The sequence below is a fragment of the Streptomyces sp. NPDC044002 genome, assembly GCF_056434525.1.
The window spans coordinates 1-17393 of record NZ_JBWKEZ010000056.1 but is presented as its reverse complement, the minus strand read 5'-3'; the positions used below and the strand labels follow the sequence as shown (position 1 = coordinate 17393).

The 17393-nt window shown below is 72.3% G+C and carries 17 protein-coding genes; 13 read left to right on the top strand and 4 right to left on the bottom strand.

Going from position 1 to position 17393, the window contains the following annotated elements; genetic code table 11:
• The first annotated feature begins 42 nt into the window (after positions 1-42).
• The 8 genes from AC07A6_RS31525 to AC07A6_RS31490 all read left to right on the top strand — a co-directional run bounded on the left by AC07A6_RS31525 (position 43) and on the right by AC07A6_RS31490 (position 8235).
• Positions 43-1059 (top strand): hypothetical protein, encoded by a 1017-nt coding sequence (locus AC07A6_RS31525; RefSeq protein WP_478779416.1) that lies wholly within the window; start codon positions 43-45, stop codon positions 1057-1059.
• 92 nt (positions 1060-1151) lie between these two features.
• The gene (locus AC07A6_RS31520; protein ID WP_386273314.1) at positions 1152-2492 is read left to right on the top strand and encodes a sensor histidine kinase; all 1341 of its coding nucleotides are present in this window, start codon (positions 1152-1154) and stop codon (positions 2490-2492) included.
• On the top strand, positions 2489-3154 hold the full coding sequence (locus AC07A6_RS31515) for a response regulator (protein ID WP_478779415.1): 666 nt from the start codon (positions 2489-2491) through the stop codon (positions 3152-3154). The genes AC07A6_RS31520 and AC07A6_RS31515 overlap by 4 nt, the downstream gene beginning before the upstream one ends.
• A gap of 62 nt (positions 3155-3216) precedes the next feature.
• Positions 3217-4665, top strand: a complete 1449-nt coding sequence (locus AC07A6_RS31510; RefSeq protein WP_362470642.1) for a peptidoglycan D,D-transpeptidase FtsI family protein — start codon at positions 3217-3219, stop codon at positions 4663-4665.
• Between the two features lie 63 nt (positions 4666-4728).
• A complete protein-coding gene (locus AC07A6_RS31505) occupies positions 4729-5220 on the top strand; it encodes an N-acetyltransferase family protein (protein WP_478779414.1) in 492 nt (163 codons plus the stop codon).
• Between the two features lie 61 nt (positions 5221-5281).
• Positions 5282-5989 carry a DsbA family oxidoreductase gene (locus AC07A6_RS31500; protein WP_478779413.1) on the top strand — a complete coding sequence of 236 codons (708 nt, stop codon included), beginning with the start codon at positions 5282-5284 and terminating at the stop codon, positions 5987-5989.
• Positions 5990-6206: 217 nt separating this feature from the next.
• Positions 6207-7076, top strand: coding sequence for a DNA/RNA non-specific endonuclease (locus tag AC07A6_RS31495; RefSeq protein ID WP_478779412.1), 870 nt, complete (start codon positions 6207-6209; stop codon positions 7074-7076).
• Positions 7077-7167: 91 nt separating this feature from the next.
• Positions 7168-8235: an aminotransferase class V-fold PLP-dependent enzyme gene (locus AC07A6_RS31490; RefSeq protein ID WP_478779411.1), complete on the top strand. Its 1068-nt coding sequence runs from the start codon at positions 7168-7170 to the stop codon at positions 8233-8235.
• A 39-nt stretch (positions 8236-8274) separates the two neighbouring features.
• Here AC07A6_RS31490 and AC07A6_RS31485 read toward each other — a convergent pair whose 3' ends face one another.
• Positions 8275-9345, bottom strand: coding sequence for a pyridoxal-phosphate-dependent aminotransferase family protein (locus tag AC07A6_RS31485; protein WP_478779410.1), 1071 nt, complete (start codon positions 9343-9345; stop codon positions 8275-8277).
• Between the two features lie 64 nt (positions 9346-9409).
• Between AC07A6_RS31485 and AC07A6_RS31480 the strand changes: the two genes are divergently transcribed.
• Together AC07A6_RS31480 and AC07A6_RS31475 are read left to right on the top strand one after the other, a co-directional pair.
• A complete protein-coding gene (locus AC07A6_RS31480) occupies positions 9410-10504 on the top strand; it encodes an amidohydrolase family protein (RefSeq protein ID WP_362470658.1) in 1095 nt (364 codons plus the stop codon).
• A 222-nt stretch (positions 10505-10726) separates the two neighbouring features.
• Positions 10727-11668 carry an SCO1860 family LAETG-anchored protein gene (locus AC07A6_RS31475; RefSeq protein ID WP_478779409.1) on the top strand — a complete coding sequence of 314 codons (942 nt, stop codon included), beginning with the start codon at positions 10727-10729 and terminating at the stop codon, positions 11666-11668.
• Positions 11669-11684: 16 nt separating this feature from the next.
• Here the strand turns inward: AC07A6_RS31475 and AC07A6_RS31470 are convergent, their stop codons facing one another.
• The 3 genes from AC07A6_RS31470 to AC07A6_RS31460 form a co-directional block, all read right to left on the bottom strand.
• The gene (locus tag AC07A6_RS31470) at positions 11685-12875 is read right to left on the bottom strand and encodes a CapA family protein (RefSeq protein ID WP_478779408.1); all 1191 of its coding nucleotides are present in this window, start codon (positions 12873-12875) and stop codon (positions 11685-11687) included.
• Positions 12876-13727: 852 nt separating this feature from the next.
• Positions 13728-14537 (bottom strand): class I SAM-dependent methyltransferase, encoded by an 810-nt coding sequence (locus tag AC07A6_RS31465; RefSeq protein WP_478779407.1) that lies wholly within the window; start codon positions 14535-14537, stop codon positions 13728-13730.
• On the bottom strand, positions 14534-15829 hold the full coding sequence (locus AC07A6_RS31460) for an XRE family transcriptional regulator (RefSeq protein ID WP_478779406.1): 1296 nt from the start codon (positions 15827-15829) through the stop codon (positions 14534-14536). The genes AC07A6_RS31465 and AC07A6_RS31460 overlap by 4 nt, the downstream gene beginning before the upstream one ends.
• A gap of 340 nt (positions 15830-16169) precedes the next feature.
• On the opposite strand from AC07A6_RS31460, the gene AC07A6_RS31455 reads away from it, so the two are divergent.
• From AC07A6_RS31455 to AC07A6_RS31445, 3 genes are all read left to right on the top strand, one after another.
• Positions 16170-16388, top strand: a complete 219-nt coding sequence (locus AC07A6_RS31455; RefSeq protein WP_478779405.1) for a hypothetical protein — start codon at positions 16170-16172, stop codon at positions 16386-16388.
• A 131-nt stretch (positions 16389-16519) separates the two neighbouring features.
• Positions 16520-16813, top strand: a complete 294-nt coding sequence (locus AC07A6_RS31450; RefSeq protein ID WP_478779404.1) for a glycine-rich domain-containing protein — start codon at positions 16520-16522, stop codon at positions 16811-16813.
• On the top strand, positions 16810-17121 hold the full coding sequence (locus AC07A6_RS31445) for a hypothetical protein (protein ID WP_478779403.1): 312 nt from the start codon (positions 16810-16812) through the stop codon (positions 17119-17121). The genes AC07A6_RS31450 and AC07A6_RS31445 overlap by 4 nt, the downstream gene beginning before the upstream one ends.
• Positions 17122-17393: the final 272 nt, after the last annotated feature.

Here is a 17393-nt window from a genome sequence, read left to right as displayed (position 1 = left end):
CGGGGGAGGCGGCGGGGGGCCGGTGGGGGCGACCGTGGGGACATGACGACGACACAAGCAGTCCGCGCGAGCCGCCCGACCGACACCACTGACCACGCCACCGACACCACCGGCACCACCTCCCCCCGCCTCGGGACCGGGCGGCGGGTCCTGCGGGCCGTCGCGCTGGCGGCCACCGTCCCCTACCTGACCCTCAAGACGGCCTGGCTGGCCGGGAGCCACATCGGGATACCCGACGGAAGCCTGCTGCTGGAAGGCGGCGTCGCGGTCACCGTCGCCAACGCGGTGACCCTGGCCATGGACGCCACCGTCATCGTGCTCGCACTGGCGCTCACCAGACCCTGGGGCAGACGGCTGCCCGGATGGCTCCTCGCCGTTCCGGCGTACGTGGCCACCGGCCTGCTCGCCCCGATCGTCCTGGGGTTCCCCGCCCAAGCCCTCGTCAAGGCCGTGGGCTCGGGCGCCGGGGAAGCGGCGAAGGCGGCCCACGCACCCTTCCTGGAGTCCTGGGTGTTCGTCGTCGTCTACACCGGGTTCATCATCCAGGGGATCGCCCTGGCCGGGCTGTTCGTCTCCTATGCGCGGGAGCGCTGGGGCGGGCGCCGGCTGGGTGCGCCGGGCCGGCGGCTCCCGTCTCCCACGGGGGTGGTGGCGGGAGCCGCGGCACTGGCGGGCACCGTGCTGGGCGCGGCGCATCTGTACTGGGCCTTCGGCGGGAGCGCCGGGCTGTCCGCCCAGCGGGCGGCGGCGTACTCGGCGGAGACGGGCGTGGTGTCCGGGGCCTACGCGGCGTGCGCGTTCGCCGCGGCGGCCGGGGCACTGCTGCTGGCCCGGGGCGGTGCCCGCCCGGCGCGGTGGCCGCTGGCCCTCACCTGGGCCGGCTCGGCGGCGATGCTGAACTGGGGGGCCTGGATGCTGGCCGCTTCCCTCGGGGTGGACTTCGGGATGGTCGGACGGACCACCACCGTCGACCACCTGACCTACGCTGGCCAGATGATCACCGGGCTGCTCGCGGGGACGGTCCTCATACGCCACCTCCGCTCCCGCCGGGCGCACTGAGCCCGGCCGGGCCACCGCACGGGGCGGCCGGAGAGCGGGCGGCGGGGGACCACGAGCGGTGGCACGGGCACTGGACGAAAGGGGCGGGGGACGTGAGGGGGACGGGGCCGGTGCGCCGGCTGACCGGGGCGGCGCTGGGGGCACGGGCCCGGCTGCGCTGGGTGCACCTGATACTCGGCGGCGCCCTGCTGATGCCGTACTTCCTGCTCAGCCAGGTGTGCGTCGGGGGCGCGGCCGGCCAGGGGAACGTCCTGGCCTCCCTGCCGCTGACCCTCGCCTCCTACGCCGCAGCCCTGCCGCTGGCCGCCGTGACCGGGCTGTTCGGCCTGGTGCGGCCGCTGTCGGTGACGGCCGTGCGGGCCTTGGGCGGGGTCCCGGGGGGCCTGCTGGCCGACGGGCCCGCCCGCTCGTGGGGCTCCCGGTGGCGGGCCGCCGCCTGGTGGACCCTGCACCTGGGCGTCGGCGCGGTGATCAGCGGGATGACCCTCGCGGCCACGCCCATGGCGCTGGTGCTGATCCTCGTACCGTTCTCCGCCACCCTGCGCCGGGCACCCCTCGGAACGGGCTGGTTCAGCAGCGCGGCGAACCCGTACGTCGCCCCCTTCCTCGGGGTGGGGCTGCTGGTCCTGGTCGTCGTGAGCTCCGCGGCGGCGGGGGCGCTGCTGGCCCGGCTGGCACCCGTCCTCCTCGGGCCGACCGCGGCGGACCGGCTGGCCGCCGCCGAGGAACGGGCCGCCGACCTCGCCGTCCGCAACCGGCTGGCGCGGGAGCTGCACGACGCCGTGGGACACGCCCTGAGCGCCGTCACCCTCCAGGCGGGCGCGGCCCGGCGGGTGCTCGACCGGGACCCGGAGTTCGTGCGGGAGGCGCTCGCCGCGATCGAGGAGACCACCCGGCGCACGGTCGGCGAGCTCGACACGGTCCTCGGCCTGCTGCGCGACGGGGACCCCGCCCGGGCCGACGCCGCGCCGGCCCCGACCCTCGCCGCCGACCTCGACGGCCTGCTGGCCCGCACCCGGGCCGGCGGCACCACCATCACCGCCCGCCAGGACCCCGGCCCGGCCGGGGACTGGGAGCAGCTCCCGGCCATCGCCTCCCGCGAGGCCTACCGGATCGTCCAGGAGGGCCTGAGCAACGCCCTGCGCCACGGCCTGGGCCCCATCGCCCTGCACATCCGCGTCCACACACCCGACGGCCACCGCGAACTGGAGATCACCATGACCAACCCGCCCGCCCAGGCCCCGCCCGCCCCCGACGGCGAGCGGCGCCGCACCACCGGGGGCCGCGGACTGCGCGGCACCGCCGAGCGGGCCGCCCTGCTCGGCGGCCACGTCGAGGCCGGCCCGCACGAGGGCCGGTGGCGGCTGCGCGCGGTCCTCCCGCTCGGCTCCGCGGCCACCCCCTCCGGCGCGGCCGGCGGAGCCGGGCGATGAGCCGGCCGCCGCTGCGCGTCGTCGTCGCCGACGACGAGCGGATGGTCCGCACCGCACTGCGGGTCATCCTCGACGCGGAACCCGACATGGAGGTCGTCGGAGAGGCGGCCACGGGCGCCGAGGCCGTCTCCCTGGTCCGCTCGCTGACCCCCGACGTGGTGCTGATGGACGTCCGCATGCCGGAGATCGACGGCATCGCGGCCACCGGGCAGATCCTGCGCTCCATGCCCGCCCCGCCCCGGATCGTGGTCGTCACCACCTTCGAGAACGACTCCTACGTCTACGACGCGCTGCGCGCGGGCGCCTCCGGGTTCCTCCTCAAGCGGTCCGACCCCGACGAGCTGATCGGCGCGGTCCGCCTCGTCGCCCGGGGGGACTCGCTGCTCTTCCCCGCGGCCGTCCGTGCCCTGGCAGCCGCCCACACGGCGGCCGCCCCGCCCGCCTCGCCCCCCTGGGCGGCGCGGCTCACCGACCGGGAGGCCGACGTCCTGCGCCTGATGGCCACCGGACTGTCCAACCAGGAAATGAGCGAGCACCTCGGCGTGGGCCCGCAGACGGTCAAGACCCATGTGGCCGCGGTCCTCTCCAAAACCGGCTCCCGAGACCGCACCCAGGCCGTCATCGCCGCCTACGAAGGGGGCTTCATCATGAAGAAAGGCTGAGAACCCGGCCACAATCGGGGCAGAGCGGAACGGCCCGGGCCGCTGGGACGTCCTTCTGGGGGATGAACAAGACGATCAGGCGTGCGTCGGTCTTCTGTCTGCTTCTGGTGCTGGCCCTCATGGTGCGGGTCACCTGGGTGCAGGCGTACCAAGGCCAGGCCCTCGCAGACGACAAGAACAACCGGCGCAACCTCATCGGGCAGTACGAGAACCCGTTGGGGAACATCATCGTGGGCGGTGAGTCGATCACCGGCTCCACGAAGACGGGCGGCAAGGACTTCGGGTACAAGCGGACCTACGTGGACGGCCCGCTCTACGCCCCGATCACCGGCTACAGCTCCCAGGCCTACGGCACGACGATGCTGGAGGGCGTCTACAAGAACGTCCTCAACGGCTCGGACACCCGGCTGAAGACGGTGATGGACATGCTCACCAACAAGCGGGCCGACCCGGGCAACGTCCTCACCACCATCGACAAGGGCGTGCAGAAGGCCGCCTACGACGCCCTGAACGGCAAGCAGGGCGCGGCCGTGGCCATCGACCCGGCGACGGGCCAGATCCTCGCCGTGGTCAACAACCCGTCCTACGACCCGGGCCGGATCACCGGCGCCAACGACAAGGCCGCCTGGGACGAGCTGTCCGCCGACAAGGGCAAGGCCATGGAGAACGTGGCACTGCGCAAGCCGCAGGCGCCCGGCTCCACGTTCAAGCTGGTCACCCTCGCCGCGGCCATCGAGAACGGCCTCGTGACCAGCATCGACACCCCGACCGGCGTGCAGGGCGCGTACACGATCCCGGGTACCCGTACGCCGCTGCCCAGCGAGGCGGGCAACGAGGCCTGCAACAACGTCTCGGCCCGCACCGCCCTGAAGCTGTCCTGCAACAACGTCTTCGCGGACCTCGCCTCCAAGCTCGGCCAGGACAAGATGCGGGCGATGGCGGAGAAGCTCGGCTTCAACACGCAGATCGACACCCCGGTCCGCACCAACCCGCCGAGCAAGTACCCCACGAAGAAGATGTCGGTCGACCAGGTCGCACAGACGGGTATCGGCCAGTTCGACGTGCAGGCCACCCCGCTCCAGATGGCCATGGTCACCGCCGCGATCGAGAACGGCGGCAAGCTCGTCGCCCCGCACATGGTCTCCGAGGTGACCGACGCCGACGGCAACGTGCTGGAGGACTTCAAGGACCCGAAGACCGAGCAGGTGATGAGCCCGAAGACGGCCTCCATGCTCCAGGACGCCATGCGCACGGTGGCCACCGAGGGCGGCGGCAAGCCCGCCCAGGTCGCGGGCGCCGAGGTGGGCGGCAAGACCGGTACGGCCCAGCGCGGCGTCAACAACAACATCCCGCCGCTGGCCTGGTTCACCTCGTACGCCAAGGCGGGCGGCAAGCAGATCGCCGTCGCCGTGATGATCGAGAACTCGGACACCGACCGTTCCGAGATCGGCGGCGGCAAGCTGGCCGCGCCGATCGCCCAGAAGATGATGGCGGCGTGGCTGAAGAAGTAGCCGCCGCGCACCGCGGGCCGACGCCCCGGGAACCGACACGGTTCCCGGGGCGTTCCCCATCCCGTGATCCGGACCGCGCTCACCAGCGACCTCGATGCCATCGCCGCCCTGCACACCAGGGCCAGGGCCACCTACTACCGGGGCCGCGTCCCCGAGGAGGCCTACGCGGGTGAGACCGAGGCGGCACGGGCCCGCGAGGGCTGGGAGCGGGCGGTGGCCCGCCCGGCGGCGCAGGGCCAGGTGCTGTGCGCCGAGCGGGACGGACGGGTCACCGGTGTGGCGGCCTTCCTCACGGCCGACGGCGTGACCACCCTCACCCAGCTCCACGTGGACCCCGACCACTGGCGCCGGGGCACCGGAGCCGCCCTGCACGCGGCCTGCCTCGCCGCCTGGCGGCGGGCCGGGATCGAGCGGGTCCGCCTGGAGGTCTACGAGCACAACCTGCGCGCCCAGGCCTTCTACGCCTCCCAGGGCTGGCGCCCCGACCCGGCCGGCACCCCCGCGGGCTCCCACCGCACGCTCTGGCTGGAGGTCGGCAGGGCGTCCGGGGAATGAGACGGGACCCCGGATGGTTGAACCGGAAACCGTTCAGACATCCCCGGAGAGAAGAAGGAACATGCGCGTCGAGATCTGGTCCGATATCGCCTGCCCCTGGTGCTATATCGGAAAGGCCCGGTTCGCCAAGGGCCTGGCCGAGTTCGCGCACCGCGACGAGGTGGAGGTCGTCTTCCGGTCCTTCGAACTCGACCCGGGCGGCCCCAAGGGCGTGACCGCCCCCGTCCTGGAGATGCTCGCCCGCAAGTACGGACGCACCCTCGACGAGGCCCGCGCGATGGAGGAGCACGTCGCCGCTAGCGCCCGCGCGGAGGGACTGGAGTACCGCACCGACGGCCGTGACCACGGCAACACCTTCGACATCCACCGCCTGCTGCACCTGGCCGCCGCCCGCGGCCGGCAGGAGCAGCTCCTCGACCTCGCCTTCCGGGCCAACTTCGCCGAGGAGCGGTCCGTCTTCGACCCCGCGGTGCTGCTCGCCCTGGCCGTCGAGGCCGGACTGGACGAGGCCGAGGCCCGCGAGGTGCTCGCCGACGACTCCGCCTACGCGGACCAGGTGCGGGCCGACGAGCGCGAGGCGGCCGAACTGGGCGCCAACGCCGTGCCGTTCTTCGTCCTCGACCGCCGCTACGGCATCTCCGGCGGCCAGCCCGCCGAGGTCTTCACCCGGGCCCTGGAACAGGCCTGGGCCGGGCGCGAGGCCGTGGAGACGGCCCCCGGCGCCGAGGCCTGCGAGCCCGACGGCGCCTGCGCCGTCCCCCAGGGCTGAACCGCCGCGACCGTCCCCGGGGCGCCCGCGTACTCCGGTACCGGGCGCCCCGGCGCACGTCCCGCCACCGCCGGGCCGCTCGGCGCGCCCGCCCGGAGGCCCGGCCGTAGGCTGGACGTACACGCACACGACGCAGGCCCCGCCCTGCCCGCGCTGCTTCAATTCGCTTCGGTTTCAACCAACTCGGGGACCCGCTCCTTTGCGGAAGGAGACCCCGATGACCGCCAAGACCACCCTGGAGGCGCCGTCCAGCGTCTCGCGGGAAGCCCTGACCGGGTACGACCCGGGCTTCCTCGCCGTACCCGTCGGCACGCCGTCGCTCAACCCGTCGATCAAGGACACCGCGGTGCGGCTCGACGGCTCCGAGGTGATTGCGTACACCCACTTCTCACTGGCGCTGAGCAAGCCGCGGCGCTTCGCGATCTGGGTGGCCTGGAACGTGGACGGCGGCGCGCTCAAGAAGCTCGACCGCCCGAGGGACTTCAAGACGGACCCGCGCCTGCCCGCCGGCGTCCAGGTCGACAACGAGCTCTACAAGGACAAGGGCGGCAAGACCAACCGCCTCGACCGGGGCCACATAGCGCGCCGCGCGGACCTCTGCTGGGGCCCGCTGCCCGAGGCGCAGCGGGCCAACAAGGACTCGTTCTTCTACACCAACATCGCCCCGCAGATGGACGACTTCAACCAGAGCCTGCGCGGCGGCATCTGGGGAAAGCTGGAGGACGCGGTCTTCGAGGACGTCGAGGTCGACGACCTCAGGGTCAGCGTGTTCGGCGGGCCGGTCTTCCAGGACGACGACCGGGAATTCCGCGACGTGCGGATCCCGCGCGCTTTCTGGAAGGTCATCGCCTACTCCGCGCACGGCGCGTTCAAGGCCAAGGCCTTCCTGCTGGCGCAGGACCTCGTGCTGCGGGAAGCCCTGGAACTGGACGAGTTCCGGGTGTTCCAAGTCAAGCTCACCGACGTTGAGAAGCAGGCCCACATCGACTTCCCCGCCGTCATGACGGACGCGGACGACCTGGTGGTACCGGAATCCCTGCGGGAACGGGCCCCGCTGGAGAGCCAGGAGGACATCGACTGGAGCTGAGCGCCCGAACGCCATCCATAAGCGTGCCTTTGGGTGCGTGCGCAAAACTAACCAATGGACTTTTGGTTGGCGGCCGCGCAGAGTGGGCGGTATGGATCTTCCGCTCTCCCACGTGTCCCGCGTGTGCGCCGCCGAGTTCGCGCACTCCACCACCTACCTCAACACCGCCGGCGCCGGAGTGCTCCCGAAGGCCTCCGTCGCCGCGGTGCGGGAGCTGGCCGAGGCGGCGGGCGCCGGACTGCCCGCCGGATCGGGCGACTTCGACGTCGTCGAGCGCGTGCGGGCCGCATTCGCCCGCCTGGTCTCGACCGACCCGCGGCGCGTCGCCATCGGCTCCTCCGTCGCCGTCCACGTGGGGCTGATCGCGGCCTCCCTGCCCGCCGGCGCCGAAATCCTGGTGCCCGAACGGGACTTCGCCTCCGTCATGAACCCCTTCGTGCTCCGCGGCGACCTGAAGGTCCGCTTCGCCCCGCTGGAATCCCTCGCCGAAGCCGTCCGCCCCGACACCGCCCTCGTCGCCCTCAGCGCCGTCCAGTCCGCCGACGGCCGGACCGCGGACCTCGCCGCCGTCCGTACGGCGGCCACCGCGCACGGGGCGCGGATGCTCGTGGACGCCACCCAGGCCGCCGGCTGGCTGCCCTTCGACGCCTCGCCGTACGAGTACACCGTCACCGGCGGCTACAAGTGGCTGCTCGGCGGCCGCGGCGCCTCCTACCTGACGGTCTCGGAGGAGGCCCAGCCCGGACTGACCCCGCTGCACGCCGGCTGGGTGGCCGCCGAGTCCAAGTGGGACGCCGTCTACGGCCCCATGCGGCAACTGGCCGGGGACGCCCGCCGCTTCGACGAGTCCGCGGCCTTCCTCCCGTACTACGCCGCCGAGCCCTCCCTGGCGCTGCTGGAGCGCGTCGGCATCGACGCCGTCCACGCCCACGACACCGCCCTCGCCACCCGCTACCGGGAAGGGCTCGCCCGCCTCGGCCACGAGCCCGTCCCCGGCGAAACCCCCATCGTCTCGGTGCCGGGCCTGGCCCACCGGCAGCCCGGCCTGGCGGCCGCCGGGATCCACACCTCCGCCCGCGACGGCGCCCTGCGGGCCTCCTTCCACCTCTACAACACCGAGGCGGACGTGGACCGGCTGCTGGACGCGCTGGCAGGCTGACCGGCGGCCCCGGAGCTACGCCCAGGCCTACGCCCAGACCTACGCCCAGGCCGCCGAAGCCGCGGCCAGTGCCGGCGCCGGATCGGTGTCCAGGGCCCGGGCCAGCGCCCCCAGCGCGGCCCCGACCGCCTCTGGCGACGCGTCCGGGCCGTAGTGGTTGACCCGGACCATCTCCCCGGCCAGCGCCCCGCCGCCCGCCGCGAGCGGGGCCGCCGGATCCGCCGCCACCGCCTTCGCCACCACCAGCGAGGCGTCCGCGACCCGCAGCGTGGTCGCCACCGGAGCGGCCTGCGCGGGGTCGCCCACCCACGGGGCGACACCGAGTGCCGCCGCGCCCGCCCGGGTGGCCCGGGCGGCCGCGGCGTGCCGGCCCAGCACACCCGCCGGCCCCTCGGCCCCGATCCGGTCCAGGCACGCCTCCAGCGCCAGCATCTCCAGCTGCGCGGGCGCGTGCAGCAGCGCCTTGCGGCCGCCGTCGATCCAGCGCTCCTTCCAGTCCAGCAGCGACAGGTACGAGCGGCGCGGCGCCGCCGGGTTGGCCGCGAACCGCTCCCAGGCCCGGTCGCTCACCGACACCGCCGACACCCCCGCCGGGCCGCCCATCGCCTTCTGCGCGCCGATCACGCACAGGTCCACGCCCCACGCGTCCGGCAGCAGCGGCTCGGCACCCACCGAGGCCACCGCGTCCAGCATGAACAGAGCCCCGTGCGCCCGTACCGCCTCACCGATCTCCGCGACCGGATTGGTGTTCCCGGTGGCCGCCTCCGCGTGCACCAGCGACACGAAGTCGATCTCCGGGTGCTCCGCCAGCGCACGGGCCACCTGCTCGCCGCTGACCGCCGTGTCGAAGGGCACCGCCAGGTCCACCACGTTCGCCCCGGCGTCCCGCAGCCAGTTGCCGAAGGTGGTCCCGTACGGCCCGGTGACGACGTTCAGCGCCGTCGAACCCGGCCGCGCCCCCGAGCGGATGCACCCCTCCAGCGGGAGCAGCGCCTCGCCCTGGGTGACCACCACGTCGTGCCGGGTGCCCAGCAGCCGCGCCACCTCCCGCTCGATCGACGCGAAGCGCTCGGCGGTCAGCGGCGGCAGGTCCAGCAGGGGGTGGGTCACGTCGGTGCTCTCTTCGTCCGGGGTTACCGGCCGAGCCTACCCAGGGCGCACGTACAGTGCGGACATGAGTGATCACAACGGTGTGCTCCATGTGAAGGGACGCGTACTCGTCGGGCCCCACGAGGTGCGCGACGAACTGTGGGTCGTCGGCGGACGGATCTCCTACGAGCGGCCGACCGCCGCCCGCGAGGTCACCACGGTCACCGGATGGGCCCTGCCCGGCCTGGTCGACGCGCACTGCCACGTGGGCCTCGACGCCCACGGCCCGGTCGACGCCCCCACGGCCGAGGCGCAGGCCCTCACCGACCGGGACGCCGGCACCCTCCTCGTCCGCGATGCCGGATCCCCCTCCGACACCCGCTGGATCGACGACCGCGACGACCTCCCGAAGATCATCCGGGCGGGCCGGCACATCGCCCGCACCCGCCGCTACATCCGCAACTACGCCCACGAGATCGAGCCCCCGCAGCTCGTCGAGTACGTCGCCCGGGAGGCGCGGCGCGGCGACGGCTGGGTCAAGCTCGTCGGCGACTGGATCGACCGCGACGCCGGCGACCTGACGGCCTGCTGGCCGCGCGCCGAGGTCGAGGCGGCCATCGCCGAGGCGCACCGCCTCGGCGCCCGGGTCACCGCGCACTGCTTCGCGGAGGACTCGCTGCGGGACCTCGTCGAGGCGGGCATCGACTGCATCGAGCACGCCACCGGGCTCACCGAGGACACCATCCCGCTCTTCGCGGAGCGCGGCGTGGCGATCGTCCCGACCCTCGTCAACATCGCCACGTTCCCGAAGCTGGCGGCGGGCGGCGAGGCCAAGTTCCCCCGCTGGTCGGCGCACATGCGCCGGCTCCACGAGCGGCGCTACGACACCGTCCGGGCGGCCTGGGACGCGGGCGTCCAGGTGTACGTCGGCACGGACGCAGGCGGCTCCCTGCCGCACGGCCTGGTCGCCGCCGAGGTCGCGGAGCTCGTGAAGGCCGGCATCCCGCCGCTGGACGCCCTCTCGGCCACGGCCTGGGCGGCCCGCGAATGGCTCGGCCGCCCCGGCCTCACCGAGGGCGCCCCGGCCGACCTCGTCGTCTACGCCGCCGACCCGCGCGCCGACGTACGGGCGCTGGCGCAGCCGGACCGGGTCATCGTCAACGGGGTCGTCCGGGCTTAGCGGCGGCGGCTGCTCTGGATGGGACTCCTGAGAGCTCCTGAGACGGATGGTGCGTCACAAATCGAAAACACGCGTGGAATCCACCCTTTGGGGTGAACTCACCTCGGGTCGCTGACCGTTCACTCCCCGTGCGTAAGGATTTCGAACGTCGAAGCCGTCGGCGCGCGCGATGTCCCCCATTGGCCCCCCGGCGGCACCCAACTCCCCGGGGGTTCCACCATCTTGAACAGCAACACCTTCCGCATGCCCGCGGCCGTTCTGCTCGCCACGGGGGCGGTAGCCCTGCTCGCCGCGCCGCCCGCCCTCGCCACGGGCGGCGGCGCCGGGAGCGAGGGAACGTCCGGAGCCGTCGTCCTGCGGGCCGGACTGGACGTGGGCCTGCTCAACAAGGCCGTCCACGTCCCGCTGAAGACCACCCTCAACGAGGTCACCGCCCCCGCCACCGCCGAGAAGACGGCCCTCACCGTCACCCTCGACGGCGCCGAACAGGGACGCCCCGTCAGCGTCCTGAAGGCCGACGTCGCCACCGCCAAGGCCACCGCCGACAAGAACACCGCCCAGGCCGAAGCGAACCTCGCCCACGCCAAGGTCCACGTCCCCGGCCTGCCCAGGCTCTCCCTCATCGAGGTCGAGAAGGTCACCTCCAAGGCCGTCTGTGAAGCGGGCAAGAAGCCCGTCGCCACCTCGAACGTCCTCGGCACCGTCACCGCCCTCGGCAAGAAGGTCACCGTCACCGCCGGCGGCCCCGCCACCAAGATCGACGTCCCCGGCGTCGGAGCCGTCTCCCTGGAGCTCTCCGGTACGCAGACCACCTCCACCACCGCCGCGGCGGCCGCGCTGCGCCTGAAGGTGACGGTCAACCCGCTCGACCTGAACGTGGCCCAGGTCGACGGCGAGGTCGTACTGGCCGAAGCCCACTGCGAAGCCCCCAAGGGAGCCAAGCCGGAGGCCAAGCCCGACGCGAAGCCCGACGCGAAGCCCGACGTCAAGCCGCAGACGGCGGCGCAGGGCACGAGCACGAGCACGAAGCAGACCCCCGCGCAGGCCAACCTCGCCGAGACCGGCGCCGGTTCGGTCACCCCGTACGTCGCGGGCGGCTCCATCCTCCTGCTCGCCGTCGGCGCGGGCGCCCTCGTCGTGACCCGGCGCGGCAGGACCCAGTAAGCCGCCGCCCGCCCCCTCAGCGGGTGGCGCGCTCCAGCCCCTGGCCGGCGGCCCCGCGGGAGGTGACGGCCGCCGTGACCTCCTTGTCGACCTTGGCGTAGTCGGCACGGTCCGGCGTACAGGAGGCGCAGACGACCCGGAACGGCGGCTTCATGTCCGAGAACTGCGTCAGGTACTCGGCCTTCACCACCTCCCAGCGGCCACCGTTCTTCGCCGACGGGGAGAAGGTGAACCGGGGGATCGAGGACATGTTGCCCCGCGCCTTCTCCGGCTCGTAGAAGCTCGCGACCTGATCGCCCATCCCGAACACCACCCAGGTGCCGTTGATCTTCTCGTAGGGCTGCGGCACGTGGTTGTGCGTACCGAGGATCAGATCGATGTCGGGCAGGCCGTCCGCCCCGCGCGAGGCGGTCAGCGCCTGCGCCAGGTCCTTCTGCTGCTGGTCGGGTGCCGTCTGCCACTCGGTGCCCCAGTGGATGCTGAGGAGCACGACGTTCGCGCCGGCCGCCCGGGCCGCGCGGGCGTCGGCGACGATCCGGGCCTGGTCGATCAGGTTGACGGCCCAGGGCTTGCCCGCCGGGACCGGTATGCCGTTCGTCCCGTACGTGTAGTCCAACTGGGCGACCTTCGCGCCGCCGGCCGAGAGCAGCGCCGGCGCCTTGGCCTCCTCGGCGCTGCGCGCCGAGCCGACGTGCTTCAGGCCGACCCGGTCGAGGTGTTCGAGGGTGCGGGTGAGGCCGTCGTAGCCGTCGTCGAGGGTGTGGTTCGAAGCGGTGGAACAGCTGTCGTACCCGGCGTCCTTGAGGGCGTCGGCCAGCTGGTGCGGGGCCTTGAAAGCGGGATATCCGGTGTAGGGGCCGCCGGGCCGGCCGTACGGTATCTCGTGGTGGCATATCGCCAGGTCGGCGGCGGACACGATGGGCTTGACGCCCGCGAGTATCTTCCGGAAGTCGTACTCGCCGGCCTTGCCGCCGGCGTCGTCCGCCGCGCGCTGGATGATCGACGGGTACGGGATGATGTCCCCGGTCGCCACCAGCGTGAACGGCGTCCCGGCCGGCGCGGCCTTGCCGGTCCCCGGCTTCCCCGCGAGCCGCTGCTCGGCGGCGCCCTCCACCCCGTCCCCGACCAGCCGCGGAACGGCGTAAACACCCCCGCCGACCAGCGCCAGCACGGCCACCCCGATCCCTACGCGCGCCGCCGTCCTCATGCCCTGCCCCCTGTGTCTCGTCCGCTCCGGCCATGCTAGGCGCGCCGGGGGCGCGCTGCGCCCGGGGGGCGGGGGCGGGGCGTTACGTGGTCTGCGGCGCGGGCGCGCTATCTCCCCCTCGACCCCGTGGGGCGGGGCGGCGGTTGCCCACCCGCCCCCGGGTGCGGGTGGGTGGGTACGTGGCACCGTGCTGCGGGGTGGGTGACCTCCGCTGTGTGGGCCCGGGGCGGTATCCGGCCGCCTGCGGGCCGGGGGGCGGGGCGCGCGCGGCATCGCGGCGGGGCAGGCCGGGTGGCACGGGCGCGAGCGTGCTTCGGTTGCGGAGCGAGGGCCGGGGGAGCGGGATCCCCTCGGACGGCCTCAGGGCTGGTTGGGGGCTTCCCGTCAGTCCCATCGTCCTTCCGTGTCGTGCCGGCCTGTCAAGGGCGCTCCCTTCGGTCGCGTCGCTACGCGATCGCCTTCGGCGACCCTTGACAGACCGGCCCGCCCCGGAAAGCCGAAAGACTGCCGGGAAACCCCCAAGGAAACGGCACGGTCCAGAGGAGGAGGGACGGGCGTCTCAGGGACCAGGCGAGGGGCCGGGGGTCGGCCCGCCGGGCATCCGGGCCCCCAAGAGTCGCGATTCCGGGCCGGGGAGGCGGCTACCGGCACGAGAGGTTGATTTGGGCGACCTGGGAAGCACCCAAGCGCGATAGATCGCTACGCGCTCCTCCTTTCTCAGCGTCCGGCGACCGCCTTGGGCCGATACCTGCACCAGAGGACGAACAGAGCAGCCCAGGCAGCGGACGGGCGCGTCAGATCGCTACGCGCTTCTCTGGTCTCGGCGGCCGGCGGCCGGCGGCCGGTTTTCGGTTACTGGCAGATGAGGATGCCGCCCAGGCAAGTGATGCGGAACGCGCCTTCTTCATGGATGACCTCGTTGACCCGGTCTCTTGCCCGCTCGATCGTCTCCTTGAAGGGGACGCCCATCTGGTCGGCCCAGGCCTCGTAGGAGGCCAGGTGGGCGATGACGGGTTCGGCGTCGGTCACCTCGATCACCCCGGGCAGGGGGATTGTGTGGATGTCTCCGAAGACTGTGCCGAGGACCGCCGGGGCGTCCTCCAAGGTGAATCGGGCGGAGAGCTGCACGCGGGCCGGGCCTTGCTCGGTACCCAGGACGTCGCCTGCGGCTCGACGCCAGAGGTCTTCCAGTTCTCGTTTGTCGCTGCCGCTGTTGGTGGAGACGATTGCGATGCCGTCAGGTGAGAGGACGCGCCCGAGTTCCCGAACTGCGCGGGGCTGGTTTTCGACGTGGTACAGCATGTGCAGGGCGAGGACGGCCCCGAGGGTGCCGTCTGCGATGGGAAGTTGTTGGACGTCTGCGACGATGGCTCCCTGGATCGCGGTGAGGATGCCGTGGGAGACGTCCATGGGGAGCACGGTCAGGTCGGGACGCTCCTGCCGAATTCGGCCGACGAACTTGCCGTTCCCGCAGCCCACGTCAGCGACCGCGCCTCGTGCGTCCCTCAGTTGGTTCACGACGATGCCCGGCAGATCGTGGCGTGGGGTCTGCCACTGGTACAGGGACTGGCGGGCGGACAGGTGCTTCCCCGTGCCGTAAGCCTTGGTGGACAGAAGGCTGCGGTCGGTGACCGAATGATCGTGTGCGGGCTGGGCGGTCATCGGGCCTCCAGGCGGTTGCTGGCGTGAGAGCGCCGGCCGGTGACCTCGTGGATCTGCGCGCGGAGATCGACGGCCGGTTGGGCGTCACGGTACGGCGCGCTGCCGAGCAGCGTGCCCAGATTGCGCAGCCTGATGGTGATGCTGGCGGTGTGGGTTTTGGAGGCGAACACCCCTGAGAGCCTTGCTCCGGCCTCTTCGAGTTCGCCGCTGGATACGTAAGCCGTTGCCAGGTCGAGGTGCGCGGCTTGCAGGTCGCCGGGGGAGAGGTCTTCTTCCGGTCCGGCCTGGTACATCTCCAGCGCACGGTTCGAGGCGGAAATGGCCCGCCGGATTTGTTCACCACCTCCGATGGTCAAGAGGGTCGTGCCGGAGTACGTCCACTGCTTGGCCTCGGGAAACGAGAAGATCCCGGGTAGTTCGTCCGGCTTCGCAGCCACCCGTGCCTCCCGGGCGAGATCAAGGGCTCGCAGGGCGGTGCGGTGGTCGCCTTCGGCAGCGCGGGCCCGTGCCTCAAGGCTCAGCAGCCGTGCCTTGATGGTTCCCGAGCCGGGGGCTCGCCCGTCGTTGAGGCCGGCTTGGGCAAGGTCTCCTGCCCGCCGGTAGTCCCCCGCCCAGTAGGCGGCGAGGGACTGGAAAGACCGTGCCCAAGCGCGAAGTTGTGGGTGCTCGGCGATCTCCGCGCACTGGACAACGGTGCGAGCGTGCGTGGCGGCGGCAGATCGGTCGCCGAGGTCGAGCGACACATGCGCCGCGAGGCCGGACAGCCAGCCTGCGACCACGTAGAGGCGGAGGGTGTAGGTGGGCGGCTGGCGGCCTTCCAGTAAGCGGGACACCTCGGCGCGGACGGTGCGGATTTCCGGAATCAGGAGGGTCAGGGGACGGCTGACGAAGTCTCGGGAGAGTCGCTCGACATCCGCCTCGAACTGCTCCAGAACGAGGGAGTTGACGTTGGTGTCCGCTGCGCACCGGGCAAGTCGGCTGGACAGCTCCGTATCAGCGGCGCGGCTCCGGACGTCATCAGACGGGGCCGGAGTTTCTGTGCCCTTCAGAGCCGCCCCCTTCGGGTACAGACCGAGGTCCGCATCGCCAGCCACCTGGAACACCTTGCACAGAGCAGATCTGTACTGCCTGGCAGGCCAGGTGATGGCCCCACGCTCAAGGCGAGAAATCCAGTTCGCGTCGAGCTCGGGATCCCGCCCGGTGGCTGCCCGGACCTCAGCGGATACAAGCTCCGCAGTCTGGGCCTGAGTCCAGCGGTGAGCATGTCTGTGCCTGCGAAGCGCCTCGTTCATCCCGCCATCCTCTGGTCGAGTTGGGCGCCGGAAAGAGTAGCGGCATCTGCCTGCTGGATGCCTACAACTTGCCCGGCGAAATGCCCTGTTAGAGGCATTGCCAGCGGAGTTGACTGAGAACGGCTACCCAGAGACGCGGCCTGCACCTGCTGCCGCACCAGCACGACACCGAGGAGAGGTGCCATGTCCTCTGAAGCGCGCAAGCGTGAGAACACAGCCGATGGTGAAAGCACCCGCAGCCTTCCCACTTGGACGCTGCAGGTCACGTCCTCACTCAGCCAAGAACTGCTCGACCGCGCACACCGTGGCTGGGAGCGCTTCCTCTGCGAGGGGTCGTGCCATGAGTGACTGCTACGAGTACGTCCCCCACCGTCTCCTCCGCCGCCGTGTCCGCGACATCGCCTCCGGCGTCGAAGGCGTGCTGATGGCGGTGATCAACGAGAACGTCTCCGACACCGGCATCGAGCACTGGATGGAGCTCGCCTACATCCGCAACTCCACGGGCCGCGAGTTCACCACCGCCGTCACCAACATCGTGCCGACTGCCCAAACACCTTGAGGAGAGGCATGTCTTTCCCGCCACCGCCACCGCCGCCATGCAGTACCAAGCCCCCCACCCCGCCGACGCCCGCCCTGGACGACACACAGTTTCAGGCGGTCCGTGCCACCGTCCTGGACGACAACCCGGGCATGGAACCCGAGCTGGCGACCCGGATCGTCACCGAGGCCCTGAAGTTCGTCGCCACGGCCGCCCAGGTCGCCGACGACATGGCGCCCTCGCCGCTCGTGGACAAGGGCTGGCACGCCCTGATCCTCCACACTGCCCTCTACAAGCAGCTGTGCGCGCACGCGGGCGGCTTCGTCGACCACTACCCCAGCCCCCAGGGCACGGAAGGCGACCTGGACGCGTTCGACCGGACCATCAGGTCGATCGAACGGGCCGGATTCTCCGTGGACCGACAACTGTGGGACTGCGTCCGGTGATCTCCACCGAGTTCACGACCACCACAACCGACGTCGTGACCTGCGAGGCCTGCTGGCGTACCCCCGTTCAGGCCGCCCGCACCACCACCCACACCACCCGCCGCGACCTGCTCTGCGTCCCCTGCGCCCAGCAGAACAGCCCCATCCGCGTCGACCTCTTCCCACCCCTGGGCATCTACAAGCTCACCTGGAGGAACACCACCATGGGAAAGCACCGAAACCCCGGCTACCCCGAACAGCCCCCCAACCCCGGCCCGCCACTCCCGTCACCCCCGCCCACCCCCACACCCGGCCGCCCCCCGGTCTAGACAGGGGTATCAGCCCAAGACGGCCGCCGGACGCTGAGAAATGAGGAGCGCGTAGCGATCTGACGCGCCTGTCGGCTGCCCGGACAGCTCTGAGCAACCTCTCGTGCAGGTATCCGCGCCCCCAGCCCGGAATCGCAGATGTGGGAGCCCGGATGCCCGGTGGGCCGGCGCCCGGCGCCTCGCCTCATCGCTGAGAGACCCGTCCCTCCAACCATCGACCGTGCCGTTTCTTTGGGGGTTTCCCGGCAGTCTTTCGGCTTTCCGGGGCGGGT